Source organism: Microbacterium oxydans, from assembly GCF_000956405.1.
Classification (GTDB): Bacteria; Actinomycetota; Actinomycetes; order Actinomycetales; family Microbacteriaceae; genus Microbacterium; species Microbacterium oxydans_C.
The window spans coordinates 70,307-91,606 of record NZ_JYIV01000018.1 but is presented as its reverse complement, the minus strand read 5'-3'; the positions used below and the strand labels follow the sequence as shown (position 1 = coordinate 91,606).

At 64.9% G+C, this 21,300-nt stretch carries 20 protein-coding genes and 1 pseudogene; 7 read left to right on the top strand and 14 right to left on the bottom strand.

The window, feature by feature from the left end; translation table 11 throughout:
- Positions 1 to 193: 193 nt before the first annotated feature.
- The 12 genes and pseudogenes from lnt to RN51_RS04110 all read right to left on the bottom strand — a co-directional run bounded on the left by lnt (position 194) and on the right by RN51_RS04110 (position 9,524).
- The gene (gene lnt / locus RN51_RS04160; RefSeq protein WP_200838704.1) at positions 194 to 1,696 is read right to left on the bottom strand and encodes an apolipoprotein N-acyltransferase; all 1,503 of its coding nucleotides are present in this window, start codon (positions 1,694 to 1,696) and stop codon (positions 194 to 196) included.
- A 123-nt stretch (positions 1,697 to 1,819) separates the two neighbouring features.
- On the bottom strand, positions 1,820 to 2,758 hold the full coding sequence (locus tag RN51_RS04155) for a cytochrome c oxidase assembly protein (protein ID WP_045262771.1): 939 nt from the start codon (positions 2,756 to 2,758) through the stop codon (positions 1,820 to 1,822).
- Between the two features lie 49 nt (positions 2,759 to 2,807).
- Positions 2,808 to 3,143: a DUF6804 family protein gene (locus tag RN51_RS04150; protein WP_045262820.1), complete on the bottom strand. Its 336-nt coding sequence runs from the start codon at positions 3,141 to 3,143 to the stop codon at positions 2,808 to 2,810.
- Positions 3,140 to 3,682, bottom strand: coding sequence for a signal peptidase II (locus RN51_RS04145; protein WP_045262819.1), 543 nt, complete (start codon positions 3,680 to 3,682; stop codon positions 3,140 to 3,142). The genes RN51_RS04150 and RN51_RS04145 overlap by 4 nt, the downstream gene beginning before the upstream one ends.
- A gap of 2 nt (positions 3,683 to 3,684) precedes the next feature.
- A complete protein-coding gene (locus RN51_RS18340) occupies positions 3,685 to 3,834 on the bottom strand; it encodes a hypothetical protein (protein ID WP_156149084.1) in 150 nt (49 codons plus the stop codon).
- Between the two features lie 279 nt (positions 3,835 to 4,113).
- A complete protein-coding gene (locus RN51_RS18655) occupies positions 4,114 to 4,425 on the bottom strand; it encodes a hypothetical protein (protein ID WP_052674575.1) in 312 nt (103 codons plus the stop codon).
- 146 nt (positions 4,426 to 4,571) lie between these two features.
- Positions 4,572 to 5,129: pseudogene (locus RN51_RS18855) on the bottom strand (NAD(P)-binding domain-containing protein); the annotation flags it as partial.
- Entirely contained in the window at positions 5,126 to 5,791 is a 666-nt protein-coding gene (locus RN51_RS04130) for a DsbA family protein (protein WP_045262770.1), read from the bottom strand. The gene RN51_RS04130 and the pseudogene RN51_RS18855, both read right to left, overlap by 4 nt.
- A gap of 87 nt (positions 5,792 to 5,878) precedes the next feature.
- Complete coding sequence (locus RN51_RS04125; protein ID WP_156149083.1) at positions 5,879 to 6,283, bottom strand: hypothetical protein; 405 nt, start codon at positions 6,281 to 6,283, stop codon at positions 5,879 to 5,881.
- 114 nt (positions 6,284 to 6,397) lie between these two features.
- Complete coding sequence (locus RN51_RS04120) at positions 6,398 to 7,057, bottom strand: copper resistance CopC family protein (RefSeq protein WP_045262768.1); 660 nt, start codon at positions 7,055 to 7,057, stop codon at positions 6,398 to 6,400.
- Complete coding sequence (locus RN51_RS04115) at positions 7,054 to 8,955, bottom strand: cytochrome c oxidase assembly protein (protein WP_052674574.1); 1,902 nt, start codon at positions 8,953 to 8,955, stop codon at positions 7,054 to 7,056. The genes RN51_RS04120 and RN51_RS04115 overlap by 4 nt, the downstream gene beginning before the upstream one ends.
- Entirely contained in the window at positions 8,952 to 9,524 is a 573-nt protein-coding gene (locus tag RN51_RS04110; protein ID WP_082066362.1) for a DUF3515 family protein, read from the bottom strand. Before RN51_RS04110 ends, RN51_RS04115 begins: the two co-directional genes overlap by 4 nt.
- A 611-nt stretch (positions 9,525 to 10,135) precedes the next feature.
- Here RN51_RS04110 and cmtR point away from each other — a divergent pair.
- Positions 10,136 to 10,510 (top strand): Cd(II)/Pb(II)-sensing metalloregulatory transcriptional regulator CmtR, encoded by a 375-nt coding sequence (cmtR, locus tag RN51_RS04100; protein ID WP_045262766.1) that lies wholly within the window; start codon positions 10,136 to 10,138, stop codon positions 10,508 to 10,510.
- 275 nt (positions 10,511 to 10,785) lie between these two features.
- On the top strand, positions 10,786 to 12,585 hold the full coding sequence (locus tag RN51_RS04095; RefSeq protein WP_082066357.1) for a heavy metal translocating P-type ATPase: 1,800 nt from the start codon (positions 10,786 to 10,788) through the stop codon (positions 12,583 to 12,585).
- A 152-nt stretch (positions 12,586 to 12,737) separates the two neighbouring features.
- Here the strand turns inward: RN51_RS04095 and RN51_RS04090 are convergent, their stop codons facing one another.
- Together RN51_RS04090 and RN51_RS04085 are read right to left on the bottom strand one after the other, a co-directional pair.
- Positions 12,738 to 13,679 (bottom strand): cation diffusion facilitator family transporter, encoded by a 942-nt coding sequence (locus tag RN51_RS04090; protein WP_045262765.1) that lies wholly within the window; start codon positions 13,677 to 13,679, stop codon positions 12,738 to 12,740.
- Positions 13,679 to 14,044 (bottom strand): ArsR/SmtB family transcription factor, encoded by a 366-nt coding sequence (locus tag RN51_RS04085; protein ID WP_231579210.1) that lies wholly within the window; start codon positions 14,042 to 14,044, stop codon positions 13,679 to 13,681. Before RN51_RS04085 ends, RN51_RS04090 begins: the two co-directional genes overlap by 1 nt.
- A 169-nt stretch (positions 14,045 to 14,213) precedes the next feature.
- On the opposite strand from RN51_RS04085, the gene RN51_RS18335 reads away from it, so the two are divergent.
- From RN51_RS18335 to RN51_RS04055, 5 genes are all read left to right on the top strand, one after another.
- Positions 14,214 to 14,798 carry a hypothetical protein gene (locus tag RN51_RS18335; RefSeq protein WP_156149082.1) on the top strand — a complete coding sequence of 195 codons (585 nt, stop codon included), beginning with the start codon at positions 14,214 to 14,216 and terminating at the stop codon, positions 14,796 to 14,798.
- Positions 14,799 to 14,924: 126 nt separating this feature from the next.
- Complete coding sequence (locus RN51_RS04070) at positions 14,925 to 15,545, top strand: hypothetical protein (protein ID WP_045262761.1); 621 nt, start codon at positions 14,925 to 14,927, stop codon at positions 15,543 to 15,545.
- A gap of 21 nt (positions 15,546 to 15,566) precedes the next feature.
- Entirely contained in the window at positions 15,567 to 18,062 is a 2,496-nt protein-coding gene (locus tag RN51_RS04065) for a phage/plasmid primase, P4 family (protein WP_052674573.1), read from the top strand.
- A gap of 12 nt (positions 18,063 to 18,074) precedes the next feature.
- A complete protein-coding gene (locus RN51_RS04060) occupies positions 18,075 to 19,796 on the top strand; it encodes a DNA polymerase (protein ID WP_052674572.1) in 1,722 nt (573 codons plus the stop codon).
- Positions 19,797 to 20,335: 539 nt separating this feature from the next.
- On the top strand, positions 20,336 to 21,181 hold the full coding sequence (locus RN51_RS04055; protein ID WP_045262760.1) for a hypothetical protein: 846 nt from the start codon (positions 20,336 to 20,338) through the stop codon (positions 21,179 to 21,181).
- The last annotated feature ends 119 nt before the right edge of the window (positions 21,182 to 21,300 follow it).

Below are 21,300 nucleotides of genomic sequence, written 5' to 3'. Positions count from 1 at the left end.
CGGAATGCCCTCGTCACGAGGTCGATGGTCGGATGCGCTGATTGGTGGAATCGGCGGATGGGACAGGGCCTCGCGCCTGCGCCGAAGTTCGGAGCGGGTGACTGGCGGAGTCGGGGCTGTCGACGCGGTCTCTCGGCGTCGAAGCTCCGACCGCGTGAGAAGCGGCTCCGGTCGAATGTTCGGCTCGAGAGGGTCATGTGTGGTCACGGTTCGGGCCTCCGGATTCGGGTTCGGGGGTCGAGTCTGGGCCGTTCGACGATGCACGTCGAACGATGAGGGCAAGTGTTGCGAGGCTTCCGAACGCGAGCAATGGCGCGCTCAACGCGAGCCACTTCTCCGCGAGGATGCCTGGTGCGATGCCTGAGCGGAGCGGCACATCCGTGATTGCGGCAGCGACCGTGTCGACGCCTGCTGTGTCGAGGATCGCGCCGTCCGGGGCTATGACTTGACTGGTGCCCACAGTGGAAACGTTCACCACGCTCTTACCGGTCTGGATGGCACGCATCCGGGCAAAGGCCAGTTGCTGAAGGTTCTCGTCGGAGCCGCGGAAGTCCGCGTTGTTGGTTTGGAAGATGTAGAGCTTCACATCCTGCTCAGCAGCGGCACGGATCACGTCGTCGAAGATCACGTCGAAGCAGATCGCGAGACCGATGTCGGTCTCGCCGACGGTCACGACGGGTGGGTTCGTGCCGGCAGTGTACTCGCGCTGGATCAGCCCGACGAGGTCGGGGGCAAGGCGCTCGTACAACCATCGGTCGGGGACGTACTCGCCGAATGGGACGGGATTGACCTTGTCGTGGACTTGAGAGCTGCCGGGGTTTGCCGTCCACAGGAAGGAGGTGTTGAACGTCTCATCGCCTCGTGCCGTCGCCGCGTTCGCCAGAAGCGGCGCCCCCGTCCGGGACACGATCCGATTCAGTTCAGAGGCGGCCTGTCGGTTGCGGAACGGGTCGAACTCCGCCGATCCTTCGGGCCAAACGAGCACGTCCATGTTCCGGTCGAGAATCGGTTCCGATGCCTCGACCTGTGCTTTGAGCAGGTCACCCGAGGCTCTACCGTCGAAGTAGCCTGAGGGACCGTTGCCTTGGACCCACCCAACCGCGAATGTGCCCGCGCCTGTCGTCGCATATTGCGGTGTCACACTGAGTCCGAAAACCAGGACGACAGCGGGCGTCAGAACGGACACTGCGCGCAACCCGATACGAAGCCACTGCACGATGCTCGCAGCGATGACCGCGATGGTGAGCGAGAGCCCGGTCACACCGATCCACGACGTAGCTTCCGGGAACGGGCTCTCTACCTGCGTCATCCCGAGTCGCACCCAGGGGAACCCGCCGTACGGCCACGATCCGAGCACGATCTCGCGGGCAACCCACAACCCGCCGACCAGTGCGGGTACGGCGACGATTTGCCAGACACGACGGCCACGGAAGCGGCTCGTCCATCGGTATGCCAGCGCTATGGGAACCGCACCGAGCCCGAACAGGAGAGCCTGCAGCCCCGACAACGCGATGCGTGGCAACGGCCCGAGGAACTGACCAACCCAATCGAGGTGAAGCGCGTAGAACGTGACACCGAACGCGAGACCGACGAGCAGCGCTCCGCCGACGCTACGTCCGACGGTCGCAACCAAGGTGAGGACGACGCTGACGAACGCGAGGGGCCACCAACTGACCTCGGGGGTCGCGAGGTCCATGGCGAGTCCACCGACCGCCGACAGTGGAACGGCGACCCATACACCGACGAGTGGTCGCGTGAGATCAGTGTGCGTCGTTCGGGCCTCAGACGTCGGCGTGGAGTGGAGTGTCGTCGGCATTGCTCAGGCGTCCCGCTCGCGGAGTTTCTGGAGGTACGCGTTGTACTCATCCAGCTCGGATGATCCGTACATGTCTACGTACCGGTCCTGTGCCTTGGATCGTGCGGTGTCCTCCCGGAACCATCGGTGCATGACGTAGATCAGCATCAGGAGCGTGGGGGCCTCGCCGTACGACCAGGCGAGTCCGCCGGCGAGCCGCTGGTCTTCGATGGGGTCGAGTCCCATGGCCTGCGTGGGCGCGACGAAGTGGGTGATGAGCATGGTGGTGGCCATCATGAGGAACACTCCGAAGAAGGCGTGCAGCGCGGCTTCGGCGAACACATCGAGGGCGCGGCCGCCGTGACTGAGGCGAACGGGTAGCGGGTCGGAGCTCAGGATGGGGATTGTGAAGATGATGCCCGCGCCGAGGAACGCCACCTCGAGGGCGATGTGTCCCGCGGTCGAGCTCAGGAGGGAGTCTGCGAACCCCGCGAGGTACAGGCCGTAGAACGCGGCCAGATAGAGAGGGAGCGCCGCCCATGGGCTCAGAGCCCAGCGCGCGAGTCTGCTGCGCAGCCCCGCGTGGGCGACGGCGAGTGCCCTACGCCCCAGCCCTACGTGCGGGGTGGCGCGGAGCAGCAAGGTGCCCGGAGATCCCAGGATGAGTAGCGGCGGAATCGCCATCATCAGAGTGAGCTGCTGGAACATGAACACCGACATCAACGCGTAGCCGTAATTCTCCACGGCGAGACCGGTCGTCCCAGCCAGGAGCGCGCAGCCGCTGAGGAAGCTGAACGTACGCCAGATGGACCAGCGTCGACCGTGCGTCCACATGCGAACGGCCCCGACCATGTAGAGAAGTGCAAGCAGCCCAGCGACCACCGGCAGCACCGGAAGCGCCCCCGGAACCACGGCGAAGTAGTCAGGGAAGGTGGGCGCGACGTCGGGGATCCACGGAGTCATCGACGGGCCCCCTCCGGCCTGTCGATGAGCTGAGCGATGAGTGCCGACATCAGGGTCGGGGGAACTTGATAAGGCTTCCCGCTACCAGGAAGACGACTGCTGCCGCGGGCTGGATTCCGGTCCAGACCGGTCCGGCGAACGGGAAGGGCATGACGGGATTCCACAGGACGGCGATGGCGATGAACACCGGGATCCACCACCAGTGGCGCGCTTGCACGGCGAACCATCCGACGATGACCGCGAGGATCGACGTGACGTAGAGGATGACCGAGGCCCAGTCACTCGCCAGCAGCACGGGGGCGAGGAACAGCACCGCGGCTGCGAGCAGACTCGGAGCAAGAGCGTTCCGCTGATAGGTGGAAGGGGTCCGCTTCTTCTGTGTCATGAGCGTCCCCATCCTTCGCTCATGTCCTGTGGCATCGAAGCGGGAGGCGTGACGACGTCGTCCTCTGGACCACGGCGGCGCCGAAGTAGCCCGACGACCAGCACGACGGCACCGACCCCCAGCGCCACGTCCGCCAGATTGCCGATGAAGAGGTCCGAGTAGGCGAGGAAGTCGGTGACGTACCCGCGGCCGAACGCAGGGGGTGCGAAGAGACGGTCCAGGACGTTGCCGATGGCTCCCCCGAGAATGAACCCGATACCGACCGCCCACCACGTGGTACGGGATCGGATTGCGCTCCTGATGAGCACGACCGTCGCTGCGATTCCGACTGCGGTCAGCAGCGGAGTCGCGCTGGAACCGAACGACAGGATGGCACCCGGGTTGAACGCCAGTTGCAGCCCGAAGAGGTCTCCCAGTAGCGGAATGCGCTCCGTGGTACTCAGTTGCGCCAAGGCGACCGCCTTCGACACTTGGTCGATGATGACGGTCGCACCGGCGACGGCGAACGCGATGGCGAGCTTCGGCACGCGCGCACTCATGATCACGCGCCTCCTTCCGTGTCGGCCGCTGCTCGGTCGCGCCGGCGGCGCTTCCACCCGGCGAACGCGACACCGACAGCGCCCGCTACGAGAACGAACCCCATGCCGATGACGAACAGGATGCCGAGGAACCCGAGATCGTCTCGTTCCACCGGCCGCTCTCCGTTCTGCCTTTGATGACGGTCCTTGTCCGACTCTGTCTCTTCGGGCGACGGCGAAGGCGACGGCGTTGAACTCTGTTCCGGAGTGGGGGACGCGGTAACTGGTGCGACGTCCCCAACTGCGGACGCTGAAACCGAAGGCGAAACCAGCAGGACCGTCGCGAGGATCAGCAACGCACACGCGACGGCACCCCACGCATGTTTCGTCGTGGCCATCGGATGTCTCATGTGTGATCCTCGTTTCGGTCGGTGTATTTCGGACGAACGTATTCAGGGGCGCTTCATGATGTGGCGTGCAATCGAGATCGCGTCACGGCGTGCCCCGTCGAAGGTGTCTGAATCCTGGCTACCGTGGCTCGGCATGCCGACGACGAACAGACCTGGGACGCTCGTAGTCCCGCGCTTCCGGCGACTGGACGTGGCATCGAGTACCGGACGGGGAAGCCAGCCGTCCGCGGGCAGGTATCCGGTCGCGTAGATGATGGACTGCGGAGCGATACGACGACCATCGTCGAAGACGATGTGTGCTCCGTCTGCGGCGATGGCCGCAGACGGAGCACCTCGATGCCGAGTTGTTCCCATTCCGGATCCAGTGCGAGAGCTGCCCCACCTCGCGCTTTTGCCCGACGCCGCCCGACGCCGCGTCGTGCCGGTCGAGCTGCGGAGACCGCCGACGGCTGGGACGACAGCGTGACGCGGTGCGTGCGACTGAGCTCGCGCGCGATCTCTTGGCCGCTGTGGCCGGCTCCGACGACCAGCACGTCACCGCTGGGAATCTGGCTCGGTCCGCGATAGTCGGCGCTATGAACCATGATCCCCGTTACCGCGGCGTCTACCGCCCAGTTCGGGATCCGAGGTCGAGCCGCGGACCCGGTGGCGCAGACGATGTTGCGCGTCTGTACCGGCCCTTCGTTCGTTGACAGAAGCAGAGTGGATCCGTCCCCCAGACGGTCCACGCCTGTCGCTCTGATGCCCCACAGCGTCGTGAGGCCTAAGGCGGCCTCGACGTCGAGAAGATGCTGTTCGAGCTCTCGCGGTGACGGGCGTCGATAGGGGTCGCCTGTGAGATGCCGGCCGGCGACCGTGCTCCGCCCGGCCTCTGTCAGGAGTGTCATCGACGACCAGCGGAACGCCCACGAACGACGCCCGTCAGGATTGCTGTCGATGACGGCGAAGTCCCGTTGCGGCTTCAGGCCCGAACGCGAGAGTTCGGCGGCGACGGAGAGACCGGCGTGGCCGGAGCCGACGATGATGACTCGACGATGAGAGAGGCCTAGGAGTGTCATGTTCCCTTGCCCGCTGAGAGGATCGCGTTCTCGAGGTCGTCGTAGCGCTCGAGTGTGATGGCATCGCCGTTCACGAAGAACGTCGGAGTTCCGCTTACTCCCAGTGCCTGACCGTCGTTGTAGTCGAGATCGACTCGTGCGACCGTCGCGGGGTCAGAGATCGCGGTATCGTAAGCGGCCATGTCCAGGCCGATCTCCTCAGCGAAGCCTCGGAACAAGCTCGCACGCGATTCCTGAGCTTCACCCCATTGAGCCTGCGTCTCGAAGAGCTTGCGGTACATCTCCTCAAGGCGTCCCTGCTGCGCAGCCGCTTCGGCCGCGAACGCGGCATTCCTGGAGTTCAGGTGACCCGGTAGCGGGAAGTAGCGGATGACATAGGTGATCTCGCCGTCGTAGCGCTCGCGAAGGTCTTCGACCACGGGGTAGAAGGCTCCGCACGCTTCGCATTCGAAGTCGAGGAATTCAACGACGGTGACTGATCCGTCTCCCCCGTCGTCGAGAACGTGCGAGTTCTCGCGGAGCACCTGCGCCGTAGAGCTTCCGTTCTCGGATTCTGGCGGCGCAGTGTTCTGCTGGTTAACGATGACGACGATTACCGCGGCGATAATCAGGACGATGGTTACGGCAAGGGCAGCGAGGCCGGCTTTGACGGCGGGTTTCATCAGGTACTCCAAGGACTGTCGACACGGTCGAAGGTCGAGCGGTTGCTCGATGGGATGCGCACGCGCGAAGCGCGACGCTTCGACGGGTCAGGTCCGGGAGATTCCGAGCGTCGCCAGAGTCAGCGACGTCCGCCTCAGGGGGATGCTATTCGGAGCGGCGCTCGTTCGCGGCTGAGCCGCGTGGGTCTCCACGACCACGGCTGTCGTGCGCCAGAGCAGCCGATAGAGCATGACCGCTGCGACGAGTCCGCAGAGAAGACCGAGGACGCACAGCACAGCGCCCGTGACCGGGTCTACTTGTGCAGCGCCCGTGGCGAGCTGTATCACGACGCCTGCGGGTGCCGCAGCGGCTGCGTCAGCGCCTGATTCATCGGCGTCGAGCGACGTGCTGGCGGTAGTTGACGCCGTGGTGACATCGGCACTTCCGTGCTCGGCTGCGCCGACGGCGAAGATCAGGAGGAGTGTGAGCCCGATGATGCTAATGAGCCGCATTATCATCTGGCTGCGATCCGGCCGCCCGTGGCAGGCGACCCGGATCGAATGGAACACGATTCGATTGTAATCGTCGCTCCTACTTCTTCCTTTGAATGAGCCGTAATCACTCGGTCACTCCGCGCGCTTGCGTCGACGGTGCACCACGAGCACGGTCGCCATCGCCAGAACTCCCAGCACGACGACGCCTCCGACGACCGCCAGGGCCACGACGCTCTCATCTGCCCCGTCAGCGCGCGGCTCTCGGTCGGTATCTTGTGTGGGCGGCGCCGAGTTGGTGGCGTCGGTCGGCATCGGGGTACTGGTCAGCGCTGCTCCTGGTTGAGTACGGGTGCCTTCGTTCCCGCACGCCGGTGCGTCCCAACCGAGTGCGACGGTCGCCGTCGGATCCGCTGCGTAGTCGAACTGGTATGACTCGGAGATGGGGTGCCCGTCGCTGGACACAGCGTTCCAGAGCACCGTGTAGGTGCCCGACGCTCCGAGGGCGACGGGGGTGGTGAGCACGTTGAGTTCGATGGTGGAGCACGACGACTCATAGAAGAGCCCGTCGGGGCCCTGCACCTGGGCGAAGCTCGTCTGGCTGAAGTCGATGAGCTCCCCGCTGAAAGTCAGTGCGACTGTGTCGAGGTTGGTGACTGTCTCGCCCGCCGATGGCACAGCGTCGGTGAGATTGTCATGTGCGGAGGCTGGGGTTGCGGTCAGCAGCACGATTGCGACAGCGGCGGCGCATACGGCACCGCTCACGCGGCGGATTCGGGTGGAGACGGATGTCATGAGATGGCCTTTCGAGTGGAGTGGAGGGGTCGGTCGACCTCCTGTGGTGAGCGAGTGGAGTGCCCGCTGAGTATGTAGTCGACGCTGAGGCCGAAGAGGAGCAGCATCGGCGCCGAGAGCAGGATCACCATGCCGGCTGCTTGTTGGTCCGCCATCGGCTCCAGGCCCCATTGACGACCCATCGCCCCGAACCAGCTCGCAGCAATCAGGCCGCTCTGAAGCAGCACCCAACTGCCTACACTCGCCAGCGCGGCAGCCGATCCGAACACGACAACCACACGCATCCGCCGGGGATATGTGCCGGCAGGACGGAGGATCGCAGCGGTCACCAAGCTTCCCGCTATGAGCAGCGCGACGACGCGCAATTCATGCACCAAGGGATCGGCGAGGGAATCGCGCAAGAGGCCAGTGGCGGATACGCCCCACACGATAAGAGCGAACGTGCACACCGCGACCATGGGGTGGCGCAGGAAGAGGACGATCCGCGAGCGCTCCCCTGCTTGTAGCCACTCGCGGATTCCACGGCTCCCATCGGTGCGGCTGGTGATTCCCTCCAATGCCAAGCGATATGGCGCGCCAAACACGAGGAGGGAGGGAACCACGAGGAGCATAAGCATCCGTCCCGCCGCGTCGACGCTGTGGAGGTAGTCGGAGTAGACAGCGACCGCCCCACCGTTCACCCAAGCCAGCAGCACCATCCCGCTGATCCAGGCGAACGTGCGCAGGCCGCTCCACCCCTCGCCGCGTTGCCGCAGGCGACGGACACCCATCAGATAGAAGAAGACTCCGAAACCTGCGACCACCGCCCACAAGAGATTCACGTCGTTCCCGCTCAGCCAACCGACGAGTGTGAGTTCGGGTGGAAGCGGTGCTTCGGTGAGGATCTCAGCCGGTGTCGTCAGGACCGGAGCAGAGGTGTCTGCCGGCGCTGGCGTGCGGGCGAGCGCCGCTGCGGCACCACTCGCGATGCCCATGACCGCGAGCTCGACGGTGACGAACGTCCAGAACGGTGCCCGCTCTCTGACCCCACGGCGGATGAACCACCGACGGTGCGCGACACCCACGACGCCGAGGAGCGTGAGCGCCACCACCTTCACCAGGAGCACAGCTCCGTACGCGCTGAGAAGGTCTCGCCAGCTGCTGACAGACGTCATCGCGCGAGCGACTCCGGAGACGGAGACGACCACGAAAGCGACGAGTGCGATGGTCGAGTATCGCTCGACCACCGCCCGCAGACGGTGCTCGCGCGCGAACGGCCTGAGGAAGACCAGCGCGAGAAGACCGCCGAGCCATACCGCCGCGCTGGTGATGTGCAGCACGAGCGACATGACCGCAGCATCATGATTGGCGAGGCTTCCGGAATGACCTTGCGTCGCCATCGGGACCAGCGACGCCAGCGAAAGAAACGTCAGCAACAGTGCGGCCGCCCACCCCCGGAACGCATACGAGATCACCGTGAGAATCGCGGCCATCACGGTTGTGATGAGCCAGACGCGACCCAGTTCCGTCTCGAGGAGGAATCTGCCGAACTGCTGACCGAACCCCGGGCCGAGTGACACCTCAGGATTGAACGATGACAGGAATGTGAGATAACCAGTGACTCCTGCGCCGATGGTGAGCACTGCGGCACCGATGGAGGCGACATCCAGGGCGGTATCGAACTCCTTCTCGCCCTGTTGGAGAGCGTACGCAGCAAGGACGGCCGATCCGACCATGACGGCAGCCCCGAGGTTGACGATGAGCTTCGCGACCGGCAGTCCCCACCGAACGACCGCGCCGGGGTCGCTGGTGACTCGTGGATCAGCCCCGCCACCCATCACCAATCCCAGAAGGAGCGCGACCAGAGCCGAGGTGAGTAGGAGTGCGGGTCCGACCAGTCGGAGCCCCCTGGCGTTCACGGGAGGTCTCCGGAGCCGCCCGTGGTCGGCGCATCCTCGCCGTCCGATGACGCGGTGTCCGGCGCGGAGCAGGCGGACGTCTTCGGCAGCATCTGGACCGCGGGTGCGAGGGCTTGCAACGCGGCATCCGCGGAGAGCTTCGTCGTATCGACATAGGCCTGGGCTGCGGGCGTTCGGCCGTAGGTCGTCAAGCGCAGGTAGGGGGAATCTTGTTCGTCGACGATCCAATCGACGGAGTTGATGGTCACGCATTGCAGCGTTGTCGGTGCTGGCGGCTCGAGCCCGCAGGTAAAGACGACGATGGTCGGGTCTCCCCATGCGGCGGTCGCTTGGGCATCGGTCGTGCGACCGGTGAACTCTCCGACGGCTGCGGGGAGCCGAACCGTCACGTCGGCGCATTCGGGGGCGTTCGCATTTGTCGCAGGTTTCAATGCGACAGTGGACGCGCATCCCGACAATGTCGCGAGCAGGCCGATGAGTGCGACGGCTCCGAAGACTAGGTTCCGCGAAACGGCGCGCCGATTGACTGAGACCTCGGCGGGGGTCGGGGTGAGGGGCGTGTTCTCCAAGTCATCTCTCCAAGCTGTCGACGACGTGCGTCGATCCGCATCCGCGCGATGGCACGGATGAAGGCGGCATTGAGCCGGAGAGTCAGGTTCGGGAGATCTGCAGCTGCGCGAGGTCAGGGCGCAGCAGATGTGGTCCCTTAATGCGCGGAATCGATGCGCGGTGCGCGGAGTCTCGTGAAGGGGCTTGCATCGGGGTGCGGAGTCGCGCGCGGGCGAGTCGGGCGAACACCAGCACGCCGAGAAGCGCACCGACTATGCACACAGCGGCGGCGACATCAGATGATCCAGCAGAGGACACCGCGGACTGATCTCGTTCGTCGTGCTCACTCGACAACGAGAAGCTTTCCGGTGACGCTGTGGCCGACGTCGCAGTCTCTGCGTGGACAGTGCTCGCGATACCGAGCGTGAGAAGCAGAGCAATAATGATCCCGAAGAGCACCCTCATCGCAAGCGGCCCGCGGGGGACGTGCGCTGAGCGTCTGGTGTCCGTGCGCAGCATCATCCTCTCCAGTCTACGTTGCGGTTGCCCGGCGCAACTCCACACCCGAACCCAGAGCTCGAGCGCACCGCTCTGTTGAAAGATAAGTCAGCAAGCACTGTATAGTCATTGCATGCTGACCATTGCTTCTCGTCTCGACGTGATGAACCGATTGGGGCGCGCCATGGCTGACCCCACTCGTTCTCGGATTCTGCTGGAACTGCTTTCCGGGCCGGGATACCCGGCGCGCTTGTCCGAGGCACTGGATCTGTCTCGCACCAACGTGTCGAACCATCTCGCGTGTCTTCGAGGGTGCGGCATCGTGGTCGCGACGCCGGAGGGACGTCAGACGCGGTACGAGATCGCGGATCTGCATGTGACTCGAGCCATCACTCTGCTGGTGGACACGGTCCTCGCGGTCGACGACGGAGAGGCGTGCACAGACGAGAACTGTGACGTGCCTCTATGCTGCGCGCCTACCGACAGGGCGATGGAGGAGATCCGATGAGCGAGGAATGCTGCGGCCCGGACGAGCCACGCCAGACGAGAACTGTCCGTCGGCTCGAGCTACGCCAGCCCTCTGCCGCCGCAGACGCCTGCTGCGGACCCGACCCCATCACGTCCTCTTCATCATCGAGGCGAACGCCGCTCCTGGAGGACGACGCCTGCTGCGGACCGGCTTCCCCCCGCGACGCGGATCATTCGCACGGGGACGCTGAGCACGAAGAACGGCCACCGCTCTGGCGCGACACCGCGCTCCTGCCGTCCGCGGTTGCCGGCGTGATGCTGCTGGCAGGTTATGTCTTCGAGTGGTCCGGACTACCGGTTCCGGCGCTTGTCCTCCAGACGGTCGCACTCCTCGCGGGTGCGTACACGTTCGTCCCCGGGGCGATCCGCCGCCTGGTGCGGGGCCGACTCGGCGTCGGCCTTCTGATGACCATCGCCGCCATCGGCGCCGTAGCTCTCGGCCACGTGGGCGAAGCTGCAGCGCTGGCGTTCCTGTTCTCGCTTGCCGAAGCTCTCGAGGATCGGGCTATGGATCGGGCGAAGGAGGGACTACGCGCGCTGCTGTCGCTGATCCCGGAGACCGTGCGTGTCTCGCGCCTGAACGGTGACGTGACGATCCCCGCCGCGGAGGTCCGCGAGCTCGACATCCTCGTCGTCGGTGCGGGAGAACGGATCGCGACGGATGGCGTGGTGGTCGAGGGCCGCTCCGGCATCGACACGTCTGCCGTGACGGGCGAGTCGATCCCGGTGGAGGTCGGACCGGGACACGCCGTCCCCGCGGGATCGGTGAACGGGGCTGCGACGTTGCGGATCGAAGCAACCGCCGACGGCCGCGACAATTCCCTCACCCAGATCGTCGAGCTGGTCGAGCAGGCGCACGCCCGCAAGGGAGAGCGGGCCCGCCTGGCGGACCGGATCGCCCGCCCACTCGTGCCGGCCGTGCTTATCATCGCAGCCCTCGTGGCCGTGTTCGGGTTCATCGTCGGGGATCCCGGCCTGTGGATCGAGAGGGCGCTCGTCGTGCTCGTCGCCGCGTCCCCGTGCGCACTAGCCATCGCCGTTCCGGTGACGGTCATCAGCGCCATCGGCTCGGCCTCGAAGTTCGGTGTGGTCATCAAGTCCGGCGAGGCCTTCGAACAGTTCGGCACCATCCGCACCGTCGCGCTCGACAAGACCGGCACCCTCACGCGCAACGAGCCTGAGATCGTCGCCGTCGTGCCTGCTCACGGACGCTCCCGCGAGGAGATCATCTCCCTCGCCGCCGCCCTCGAGACCACGAGCACCCACCCGCTTGCCGCCGCCATCACTCGCGCCGCGTCCGACGTCCCCGCAGCGACAGACGTCGTCGAAGATGCCGGCCACGGCCTCACCGGCCTCGTCGGCTCCACCCGCGTTCGGGTCGGGAACGCACGCTGGCTCTCGGAACTGGGTGAGCTCACCAAGCCCGCCGACGAGATGGCCGGAGACGGTATGACCGTCGTCGTCGTCGAGACCGACGGTCAGGTCTCGGGCCTCATCGGCGTGCGGGACGAACTGCGCCCCGAATCCGCCGAGACCATCTCCATGCTGAACGCGCAGGGCATACGCACCGTCATGCTCACCGGCGACAACCAGCGAACCGCCTACGCCCTCGCCGCCCGCGCCGGCATCAGCGACGTACGCGCCGAGCAACTCCCCGCCGACAAGGCCGCCGCCATCACGGCCCTCGTCACGGAGAGTCCGACGGCCATGGTCGGCGACGGCATCAACGACGCCCCCGCCCTTGCCACCGCGACCGTCGGGATCGCGATGGGTGTGAAAGGCTCAGCTGCGGCCATCGAATCCGCCGACATCGCCTTCACCGGCAACGACCTTCGCCTCATCCCCGCAGCCCTCGCCCACGCCCGCCGCGGACGCCGAATCATGACCGTCAACATCGCACTCGCCCTGGCCATCATCGTCGTTCTGTTCCCCCTCGCCTTGTTCGGCGTTCTCGGCCTCGCTGGTGTCGTCCTTGTCCACGAGGTCGCCGAAGTCATCGTCATCCTCAATGGCGTCCGTGCCGCCCGACGCCGCGGGATCGGATTCTCGCGGTGACGACTTCGGTTGCCGAGTCGACGGACCTCGTGATGGAAGTTCGGGGTTTGGACGCATCACCACTGAAGTTGTGCTTCAGCGAGTGCCAGAGCGAGCGTTCGGCGCGTATCGGAGCAGCATCACCTTGAGGCAACGCGGTAAGCCGCGTCCACCTAAGCATGCCGGACAGACGTTGACTCGTGGTCGGCGACCGTCTCGGTCTCGAGTTGAAAGGTCGAGTGCGCGACCGAAACTTCGAAGTGTTCAGCCACACATTCCCGAATGTCAGCCAACACCGTCATCGCGTGTCCGTCCTGGAAGCACTCGTCGCGAACTATGACGTGCGCGCTCAGCGTGGGCAACCCAGTGGCCACGGTGGATGCGTGAACGTCATGCACATCGACTACATGCTCGAGCTTGAGAATGTGTGCCCGCACGTCCTCGAGGTCCAGGCCTTTGGGAGTGAACTCCATGAGAACACTGCCGGTCTCACGCATCAACATGAACGCGCGAGGGACGATGAGAGCGGCGATGAGTATTCCTGCGAGAGCATCTGCCTGCTGAAACCCTGTCGTCGCGATGACGATGGCCGCGACGATGACACCGAGTGAACCAAGAGCATCGTTGAGAACTTCGAGGAAAGCGGCCCTCATGTTGAAGTTCGCGCCTCGACTCGATGCGAGCACCGCGATTGCAACGATGTTGGCGGTGAGCCCGATGATGCCAAAGACGAGCAACTCCCCCGCTGGTACTTCTGGCGGCTCGAACAGGCGACGGATACCTTCGATTGCCGCGTAGGTTCCGACCGCCAGGAGCAGCGCCGCTTGAGCGAGTGCTGCTATCACTTCAATCCGCCGAAAGCCCCAGGTGCGCTTCGAGCTCGGCGGGCGCAGCATCAACGTTGCCGCGATGAGCGCGACGAGAAGTCCTGACGCGTCGGTGATGGCGTGCGCCGTGTCCGTGAGCAGAGCGAGGCTGCCTGTGATGACGGAGCCAACCGCCTGCGCCGCCACGATGGCGGCAGTGATGGCGAAAGCGATCCAGAGCCGGCGGCGAAAGTCCCCTGGCAGGCCTTCTTCGGTCATAGTTGGCCCGTGGTCATGTCCCGCACCCATTACGCTGCCCCTTCTCTCTCACTTCGTAAGTGCTCACACAGCACCAAGTCTTTTCCGGTGGCGGCCAGGAGCGTTTCTGCGGCAACCATCACGACTCGCAGAGCCTCGGGATGCGCAAGGGCGTACCACGTCGCTGGACCGTCAGGTCGAGCGACAGCAAGACGACATTCAACGAGGAATCCAAGGTGCTTGCTCACGGTCGACTGCGCGAATCCCATGTGCTCAACGAGGTCTCGCACTCGATGTTCTCCGGACGAGAGATGCTGAACGATAGCCAGTCGCGTTGGGTCAGCGAACGCCTGGAACAGGTGTGCGTACGCGTCTGTCGCCTCCGCGTCCAACTCAAGCAAGTCGCGTTCTATCATCGCCATACGACGATGATAGAACGCAGGCGCTGCGCCGTCACGGTTCGACGGCAACTGATAAGGACACTCACTTGCACTGGGCATGAAGCCTGAAGGTACGTTCGCTCATTGGCACCGCGAAGATCAATGCACGCGCCACGCAAGTCGGCACGCGTGAGAAGATGACTTCATGGATCCACTTGAAGCTGGTCGCATCGCGCTCTCTGATGCCGTGCGTGCCTATCTGAATGGACCGCCTCACGAGAAGACCGGCCCGATGAAAGCGGCGGGCGCGGCAGTGTTCCAGGCACGTCAGCATTTCGAACTCGCCGACGGAACGAAGGACATCCTCGGCCGCAGCCCCGGCTACCGGGCTTGGCTGGCAAGTGCGCTCGCTGCAACTGGCCTTCCCCGTCAACGTCAGTCGGGATTCCTTTCCGCTCTTCGCCATCATGTCTCCACTGAGATGCGCGCTCGCCTCTCACCGGAAGTACTTCAGACTCACGGGGTCGCACCTGTCGACGCCGCGACTCGGACCCGGCTGCGCCGCCGAAGCGAGCGACTCGAAGCTGGCCCTCGCTCCCCACGAAGGTTGCCGCCTCTCGCTGACCCGAAGGAGATCGTCGCACTCCTCGAGACCGTCACCGTTGCCTTGGGCCGTATCCACTACGACACACGCGACGCCGATGTCGAGTCGGCGCTAGGCCAGCTGGGAGATGTCCTGAGCCGGATCTCCGCGACTCGTCCAGACAACACCGACGAGATCTACTTCTAGAACACTTACTCAGCCCCCGTGCTTGTCAGCACGGGGGCTTTGTCATGCCCGCAGAAATTTCTGAGCAGTGCTGAAGCAACCCGGCGAGGTACCTGGCGTCCGCACCCCAGCACGTCAGGAACTTTCATGGTCAACCCCTCCCCCCGTACACCGGTCGTAGGTCGTCTCCGTTTCGCCCAGCAACTCCAGGGAGTCCCCCGGTCACTGGACACCTGGCGAATCACCACCGACAGCCCCACGGTCGCCAGCTCGCTGCACGGGGTACTCGGCGGAACTGCTCCCCGCCCTTGGCCGGGGCCGTCGCAGGACACGCTCGAGGTCCTGACCGCCACGTCCGAGCTGAACGTCATCATCACCTCGTCCATGTCGTTCCAGATCCGGTTCTTCCGCAAGAACACGGCCCACAACTACATGAGCACAGGAGACGAGCTCATCCTCCCGGACCGCTCCCGCGTTCTCGACCCGGACCGCGAACTCAGCCTGCTGCAGCGACGGCGGCGGGCGCGCGACACCGGAGAACGGCTTGTCACCAGCCTGTACTGCCAGCTCGCCGCAGCACCGGACCTGGGGACGCTCCTGTTCCGGTCCACCTCATGGGACCTCGCTGAACGCCTCCGCCGAGCGGACATCCCTCAACGGCTCGAAGCCGCTGGTCGCGATGTTCCGGCGACGCTCCGCATCTCAACGACGCCGACCGGACGCGCCACCCTCCCGCACGCGACCGCACACCTTCTTCTCAACGACTGACCCCGACAAGAACTGACTCTCATGCTCTACTCCGAACTGATCTCCCGTCTGAACGTGACTGGCCACACCAGCGACGGCATCCTTGCTGTCTGTCCAGCGCACGAGGACCGTCCCGAGAACCCTCATCTGCGGATCACCATCACCGAGCACGGCAAGGTCCTCATCCACTGCCGGGTCGGATGCTCCAACAAGACCGTGCTCAAGGCGCTCGATATGACGCTGCGTGATATCGCGACCATCGACATCTCCGACGCGCCTCCGCTCCGCTCCACTGCAGCGAAGGGCCCCGCGGGGACCGCGGAGATCGCCGCGCTCGCAGTGCAACTGGACAAGTGGGCAGTAAACCTCGACGAATCCAGCCGCAACTATGCCCAGCGTCGGTTCGGGATCACGAGCGCAGATGCCGAACGGCTGCAGCTTGGCTCGGTGACCCAGGGCGGCGTCCGTCGACTCGTCGTCCCGTTCCTGACGCCGCAGGGCGTCCCCCGCGGCTACCAAGGACGAGATATAGACGGAACGCACGCCGTGAAGTGGCTCGGACCGAAGAACCCGAGGGGATCGGCATGGAGCCGGATGGCGTGGCTCCCGGGCTCCACGGACTGGAACGAGGTCCTCATCGTCGAGGGCCCCGGCGACGGGCTGACTGCCGCCGCCATCGGGTACGACGCCATTGCCATCGCCGGTGCCGCGGGAGTGAACGCTAGCAACGCCGACGAGATCGCCTCGTGGGTAGACGGTCGGCCTGTGGTGATCTGCGGAGATGGCGACACCGCCGGCAGCAACTTCAACTCCAACCTCGCCAAGCTCCTCGTCGAGCGCGAAGTCTCCGTGCGAGTCCTTGACGTGCCCGAGGGCCTCGACCTCTCCGACTGGCGCGCGCAGGAGGGCGAAGCCTTCCGACCACTCCTCATGCATGCCATCGCCGAGACGAAGCCGCTCGCTTTGGTCGAAGTCTCCCGTCGCTCCTGGAACGAGAAGCTCTACTCGCTCACCGACCTCGGGGCGGCTCGCTACCTGCTCGCCTACATCAAAGGGCTCGGCGCTGATCTCCGGTACACACCGGAGACAGGCTTCATGACCGTCGACAAGGGCGTCTGGCGTCCTGATGGAGTTCAGCAGGTCCGTACCTGGGCTCAGGAGGTGGCGGACATCGTCCGCGCTCACGCTGCTGTGGAGGTCAAAAATGCTGAAGGGAAGGCCCGCGATAGCGACGAGCATGAGCGGGCGACGCGCTGGTCTCGATTCGCCGCGGCGGTGCAATCCTCGCGAGGCCTCTCCGCAATGATCCGCGAACTACAAGCTCTCCCCGGCGTGGGCGTCAGCTTCACCGCATTCGACCAGCACAACCACCTGGCCGCGTTCACCAACGGTGTTGTGGATCTTCGCACCGGCGAACTCTGCCCCCACGATTCCTCGCTCCTGCTCACAAAGTCGTTCCGGTTCGACTACGACCCTGAAGCCACGGCGCCACGCTGGGTTCGCTTCATCGAAGAGGCCCACCCCGAGAAGGAGGGCGTCGTCGAGTACTTCCAGGTACTGCTCGGATACGGGATCACGGGCCACACTTCCGAGGCGTGCTTCATCGTTAACTACGGCGTCAAGGGCGGCAACGGCAAGAGCACCATGCACGAAGCGATTGCAGACGTCTGCGACGACTTCACCGTCACCACCGCGTTCTCAGCGTTCGAGGAGAAGCCCGCCGGCGGGATCTCCAACGACACCGCAGCCCTCAAGGGCGCCCGGTTCGCTCTCGCATCCGAGGGCAACGCGGGCAAGGCAATGGACGAGGCCAAGCTCAAGAGCGTGACCGGCGGCGACCGCGTTACCGCACGGTTCCTCCACAAAGAGAACTTCACGTTCAAGCCGAACTTCCTCCTGCTGCTGGCATCGAACAACAAGCCCGCGTTCAAGGGACAGGATGGCGGCTTGTGGCGGCGAGTCAAGATGATCCACTGGAACCACTCCTTCACCGAGGCGGGTACCGCCGACCCGAACCTCGGGGCGACGCTCCGCAGCGAAGCCCAGGGAATCGCCACTTGGCTGGTTCAGGGCGCCGTGCGCTGGCACAGGGAGGGTCTTCGCGATCCGCAGTGGATCAAGGACGCGACAAAGACCTATAAGGCCACCAGCGACGCTCTCGCCGGGTTCTTCCCAGGCAACTTCGTCGCCGACGAGGGTTCGCGCTGCGATGGGGCGATGCTCTACGAGTCGTACACCGCGTGGACCAAGGCCGAAGGACTCCCCCTCAAGGAGGTTTGGACGCGTCGTGCCTTCTATGGAGCGCTCACCGAACGCGGCCTCGTTCAGCGCAAGACCAACAAGGGCCAAGCCTTCGACGGGATCCGTCCCGCCAACGACGCGGATCGTGCGAAGGCAGCCGAAGAGGACGAGGAGAGCGGCCTAGCGCTGCCCTCGCCTGTGGTCGCAGCGACCGCGCCTACGACGTCGATCTCCGACGCCCCTTCCCTCGACGACTGGTTCATCGAGACCCCCGAGTCCGACGTCGTCCCACTTTGAGGCACGAGCATCATGCAGATCACCATTGACGCCCCACAGTTCTCGGCCGACCTCGCCGCGATGCGCGAGGCATTCGCCTCGACGAACATCATCGCCGTCGCCATCCCGCCTTTGGATATCTACCAGCCCAATACGCGACTGACCCACGTGGCGTTGGCCACCGAAGCAGGTGCCTGGACCCTCCGCGTCGATCTGTGGCGCCAGGTCATCCGTGACTATCTGGGCGGCGGCCACCGGCTCGTGATGCACGACGCGGCGTACACCATGGAAACACTCGACAGACACCTCGGAGTCACCATCGAACAGCTCGCCGGCGCGACGTTCGACACGCGGGTGTTCACCCACCTCTTGGATCCCCGTTCTCGCAACGACGGCGGCTCCGGACACTCTCTCACCGAAGCCGTCCGACACTACCTTGCACCAGACGCACTCAGCACCGAGAACGTGGTCGAGCCTGATCTGCTGGGCGTACGCGCACACCTGACCCTCAGCCTGTTCGGAAAGATCGCTCCGATGATCCATAGGCTCGACCTCACAGCCTTGGCCACGAAGGAGCACCGGCTCCAGGCGGTCGTGTCCACGATGGCTCGTCGAGGTGTTCGCGTTGACCGCGAGTACACGCAGAGATTGCATACCTCGCTTGACGAGGACGCAGCCCGTTGGACGATTCAAGCAGCCCGGTACGGCGTGACCAGCGTCCAGAACCCATCGCAAGTAGCTTCAGCACTTCTCGCCATGGGTGAGCATCTAAGTGAGCGAACCGAGAGTGGAGCGCTCAAGGTGGACAAGAGCGTGCTCCTACCTCTCGCCGACCTCACCGAAGACAACGAGAGGATCGAGAGGAGGGATCCGAATCCTCTCGCAGAGGCGGTCCTCCACGCACGACGAGCGCAGGGGTGGAAGGAGTCCTACACTCGCCCATTCCTCTTCCAGACCGATGGTGAGGGTCGTATCCATCCGTCCATCACGACGCTCGCCGCGCGCACGGGACGCATGTCGCTCTCTCGCCCAGCGCTCCAGCAACTGCCTTCCAAGGGCCATTTGGTGCGGCGGTGCATCATCGCCGATCCCGGCAACGTCATCCTCTCGCTCGACTACAAGCAGATCGAGATGCGTGTGCTCGCTGCGCTCTGCGGCGACGAAAGGATGCTCGACGCGATCCTTGGCGGACAGGACCTTCACGACTTCACGGCGAGCCTCGTGTTCGGAGAGAGCTTTACCTCTCGCCAGCGCGACCTTAGCAAGCAGATTGGCCTCGGAAAAGTGTATGGAGGAAGCGCTTCTACCGTGTCGCTTCAGACTGGGATCCCGAAGACGCAGGTGGAGCCGGCGATGCGCAAGTACGACGAGTTGTTCCCCGGCATCAAGCACTACGGGAAGAGGCTCATCGCTGACGCTCGACGGCGAGATCGCTTCGAGGTAGTGAACGTTCACGGTCGACTTCTGCCCCTGGACATGTCGCGTTCGTTCACCGCGACGAACTACGCGGTCCAGTCCGTTGCGCGTGACATTCTTGCGGAATCCTTGATCCGCCTTCACGACGCTGGTTTCGGCAACAACCTGTTGCTGCCGGTACACGATGAGGTTGTGGGGCAGGCTCCAGTCGCCGATGCCGCGAAGACGGTGCTCCGGATGAAGGAAGTGATGGAGACGGACTTCATGGGTGTGCCCATCCTCGCCGATGCAGAGGTCTACGGCCCATCCTGGGGTCACGGCTACGGAGCAACTGCGTAGATCCTCGCCGCCCGGGCGGCGAACACAGAACATAACGGCGAGCCCGCCGACCGCCTTCGATCCCGAACCTCAGATGGCGAAGCCGTCATGCAGATCAGCGATCCGCATGACGGCTTCGTCGTTTCCGCTGCCGCGTTCGGCCGGGCCTCTGGCACGGCACAGTAGCTGCCTCCCAGCGTCATGTATCCCCGAGCGCTATCGCGTCGATTGCACCTCGTTCGGACCAACCCGACCACCTTCATCAAACGTGGTGATTTTCGCGCGTGACCTCGACTTTGGCCACCTCGCGCACCCGACCTGCAACCAACGACCGGCGGGCGATGCGTGCGTTTCGAGGCGGACCGCATAGAGGGGGTACCGAAAGCAACCGTTTCGGAGCACCTGAGCTGACGCGCAGAGGCACGTTCCGGCAGGCACCCCCGGGCCGCTTCGGAGCTTGCCGCAGGGTAACCGCGGCAGCGCCGGCCCCACAACTGAACACCTGATTGAACCACATCTACACCACGCAAATCATTTCGCGTGACATCTGAAAGACCCTCATGAACTTCAACGACATCTTCATTACGCCCGACGACGAGACCCGGGAGCCGCTCAGCTCCGAGCAGGAAGCCCACCTCATCGCAGGGGCGCGACGCGAGGTCAACCAGCGCCAGCGGCGCCGTCCGCACTTCGAGCAGCTGCTGTGGCAGTACATCCCCGCCCTGCGCGGTCGCGCAGCTTCCGAGTACCGCCGCATGGGCGGCTCGGTCGACATCGACGAGGTCCGCTCGAACGTCCTCGCCGGCTTCACGGAGGCGGTGTTCACGAACAAGGCAGGAGTGCGCCTCATCCAGGCGCTCGAGCGTTCCGTCCTCCGTGCCGCAGACGAAACGAACATGCAGGGCGCTATGGTCATCCCGGCACAGCGACGCCGCGAGTATCGCACCGCGATGACTGACGCGGGCGGCAACCTCGAATCCGCTATCGCGCAGGCACGCGGCATCCTCGCGGAAGCGTCGATGCGCGCCCTTCACAGCGCCCTGGGCGGACACGCCAGCATCGACGAAGAAGCAGTTCACTCGAGCGCCGCGCGCGACCCGTACGACACCATCGACTGCGTCCTCGACGTGGCGCGGGCACTCGCTGCGCTGACCATCGGCCGCGATGGGAAGACCGACCCCCTCTTCATCATCACTCGAGCATTCGGGCTCGACGGCGACGACAGCGTCGCCGACGCGGTCATCGCTGAGGAGCTCAAGCGGGCTGCGCGCGACGACCTCGGAGCGAACGCCGAATGGTGGACGCCCTCGCGGGCAACCATCCAGCGGGTTCGGGAGACCGCGCTCGCTCTGATGCACGACGCACTGTGCGACGGCCACGACCCTCGTTGCAACCGCGTCCATTGATTACCGATGGGCGCGCGTCCGAAGGGTGATGCACTTCGAGCGCGCGTCCTCATCCCGAGCATGAATCATGATCCGGGCCTGCCCGGTTAGGCGACTCGGAACCAGAGGTCGAACGACAA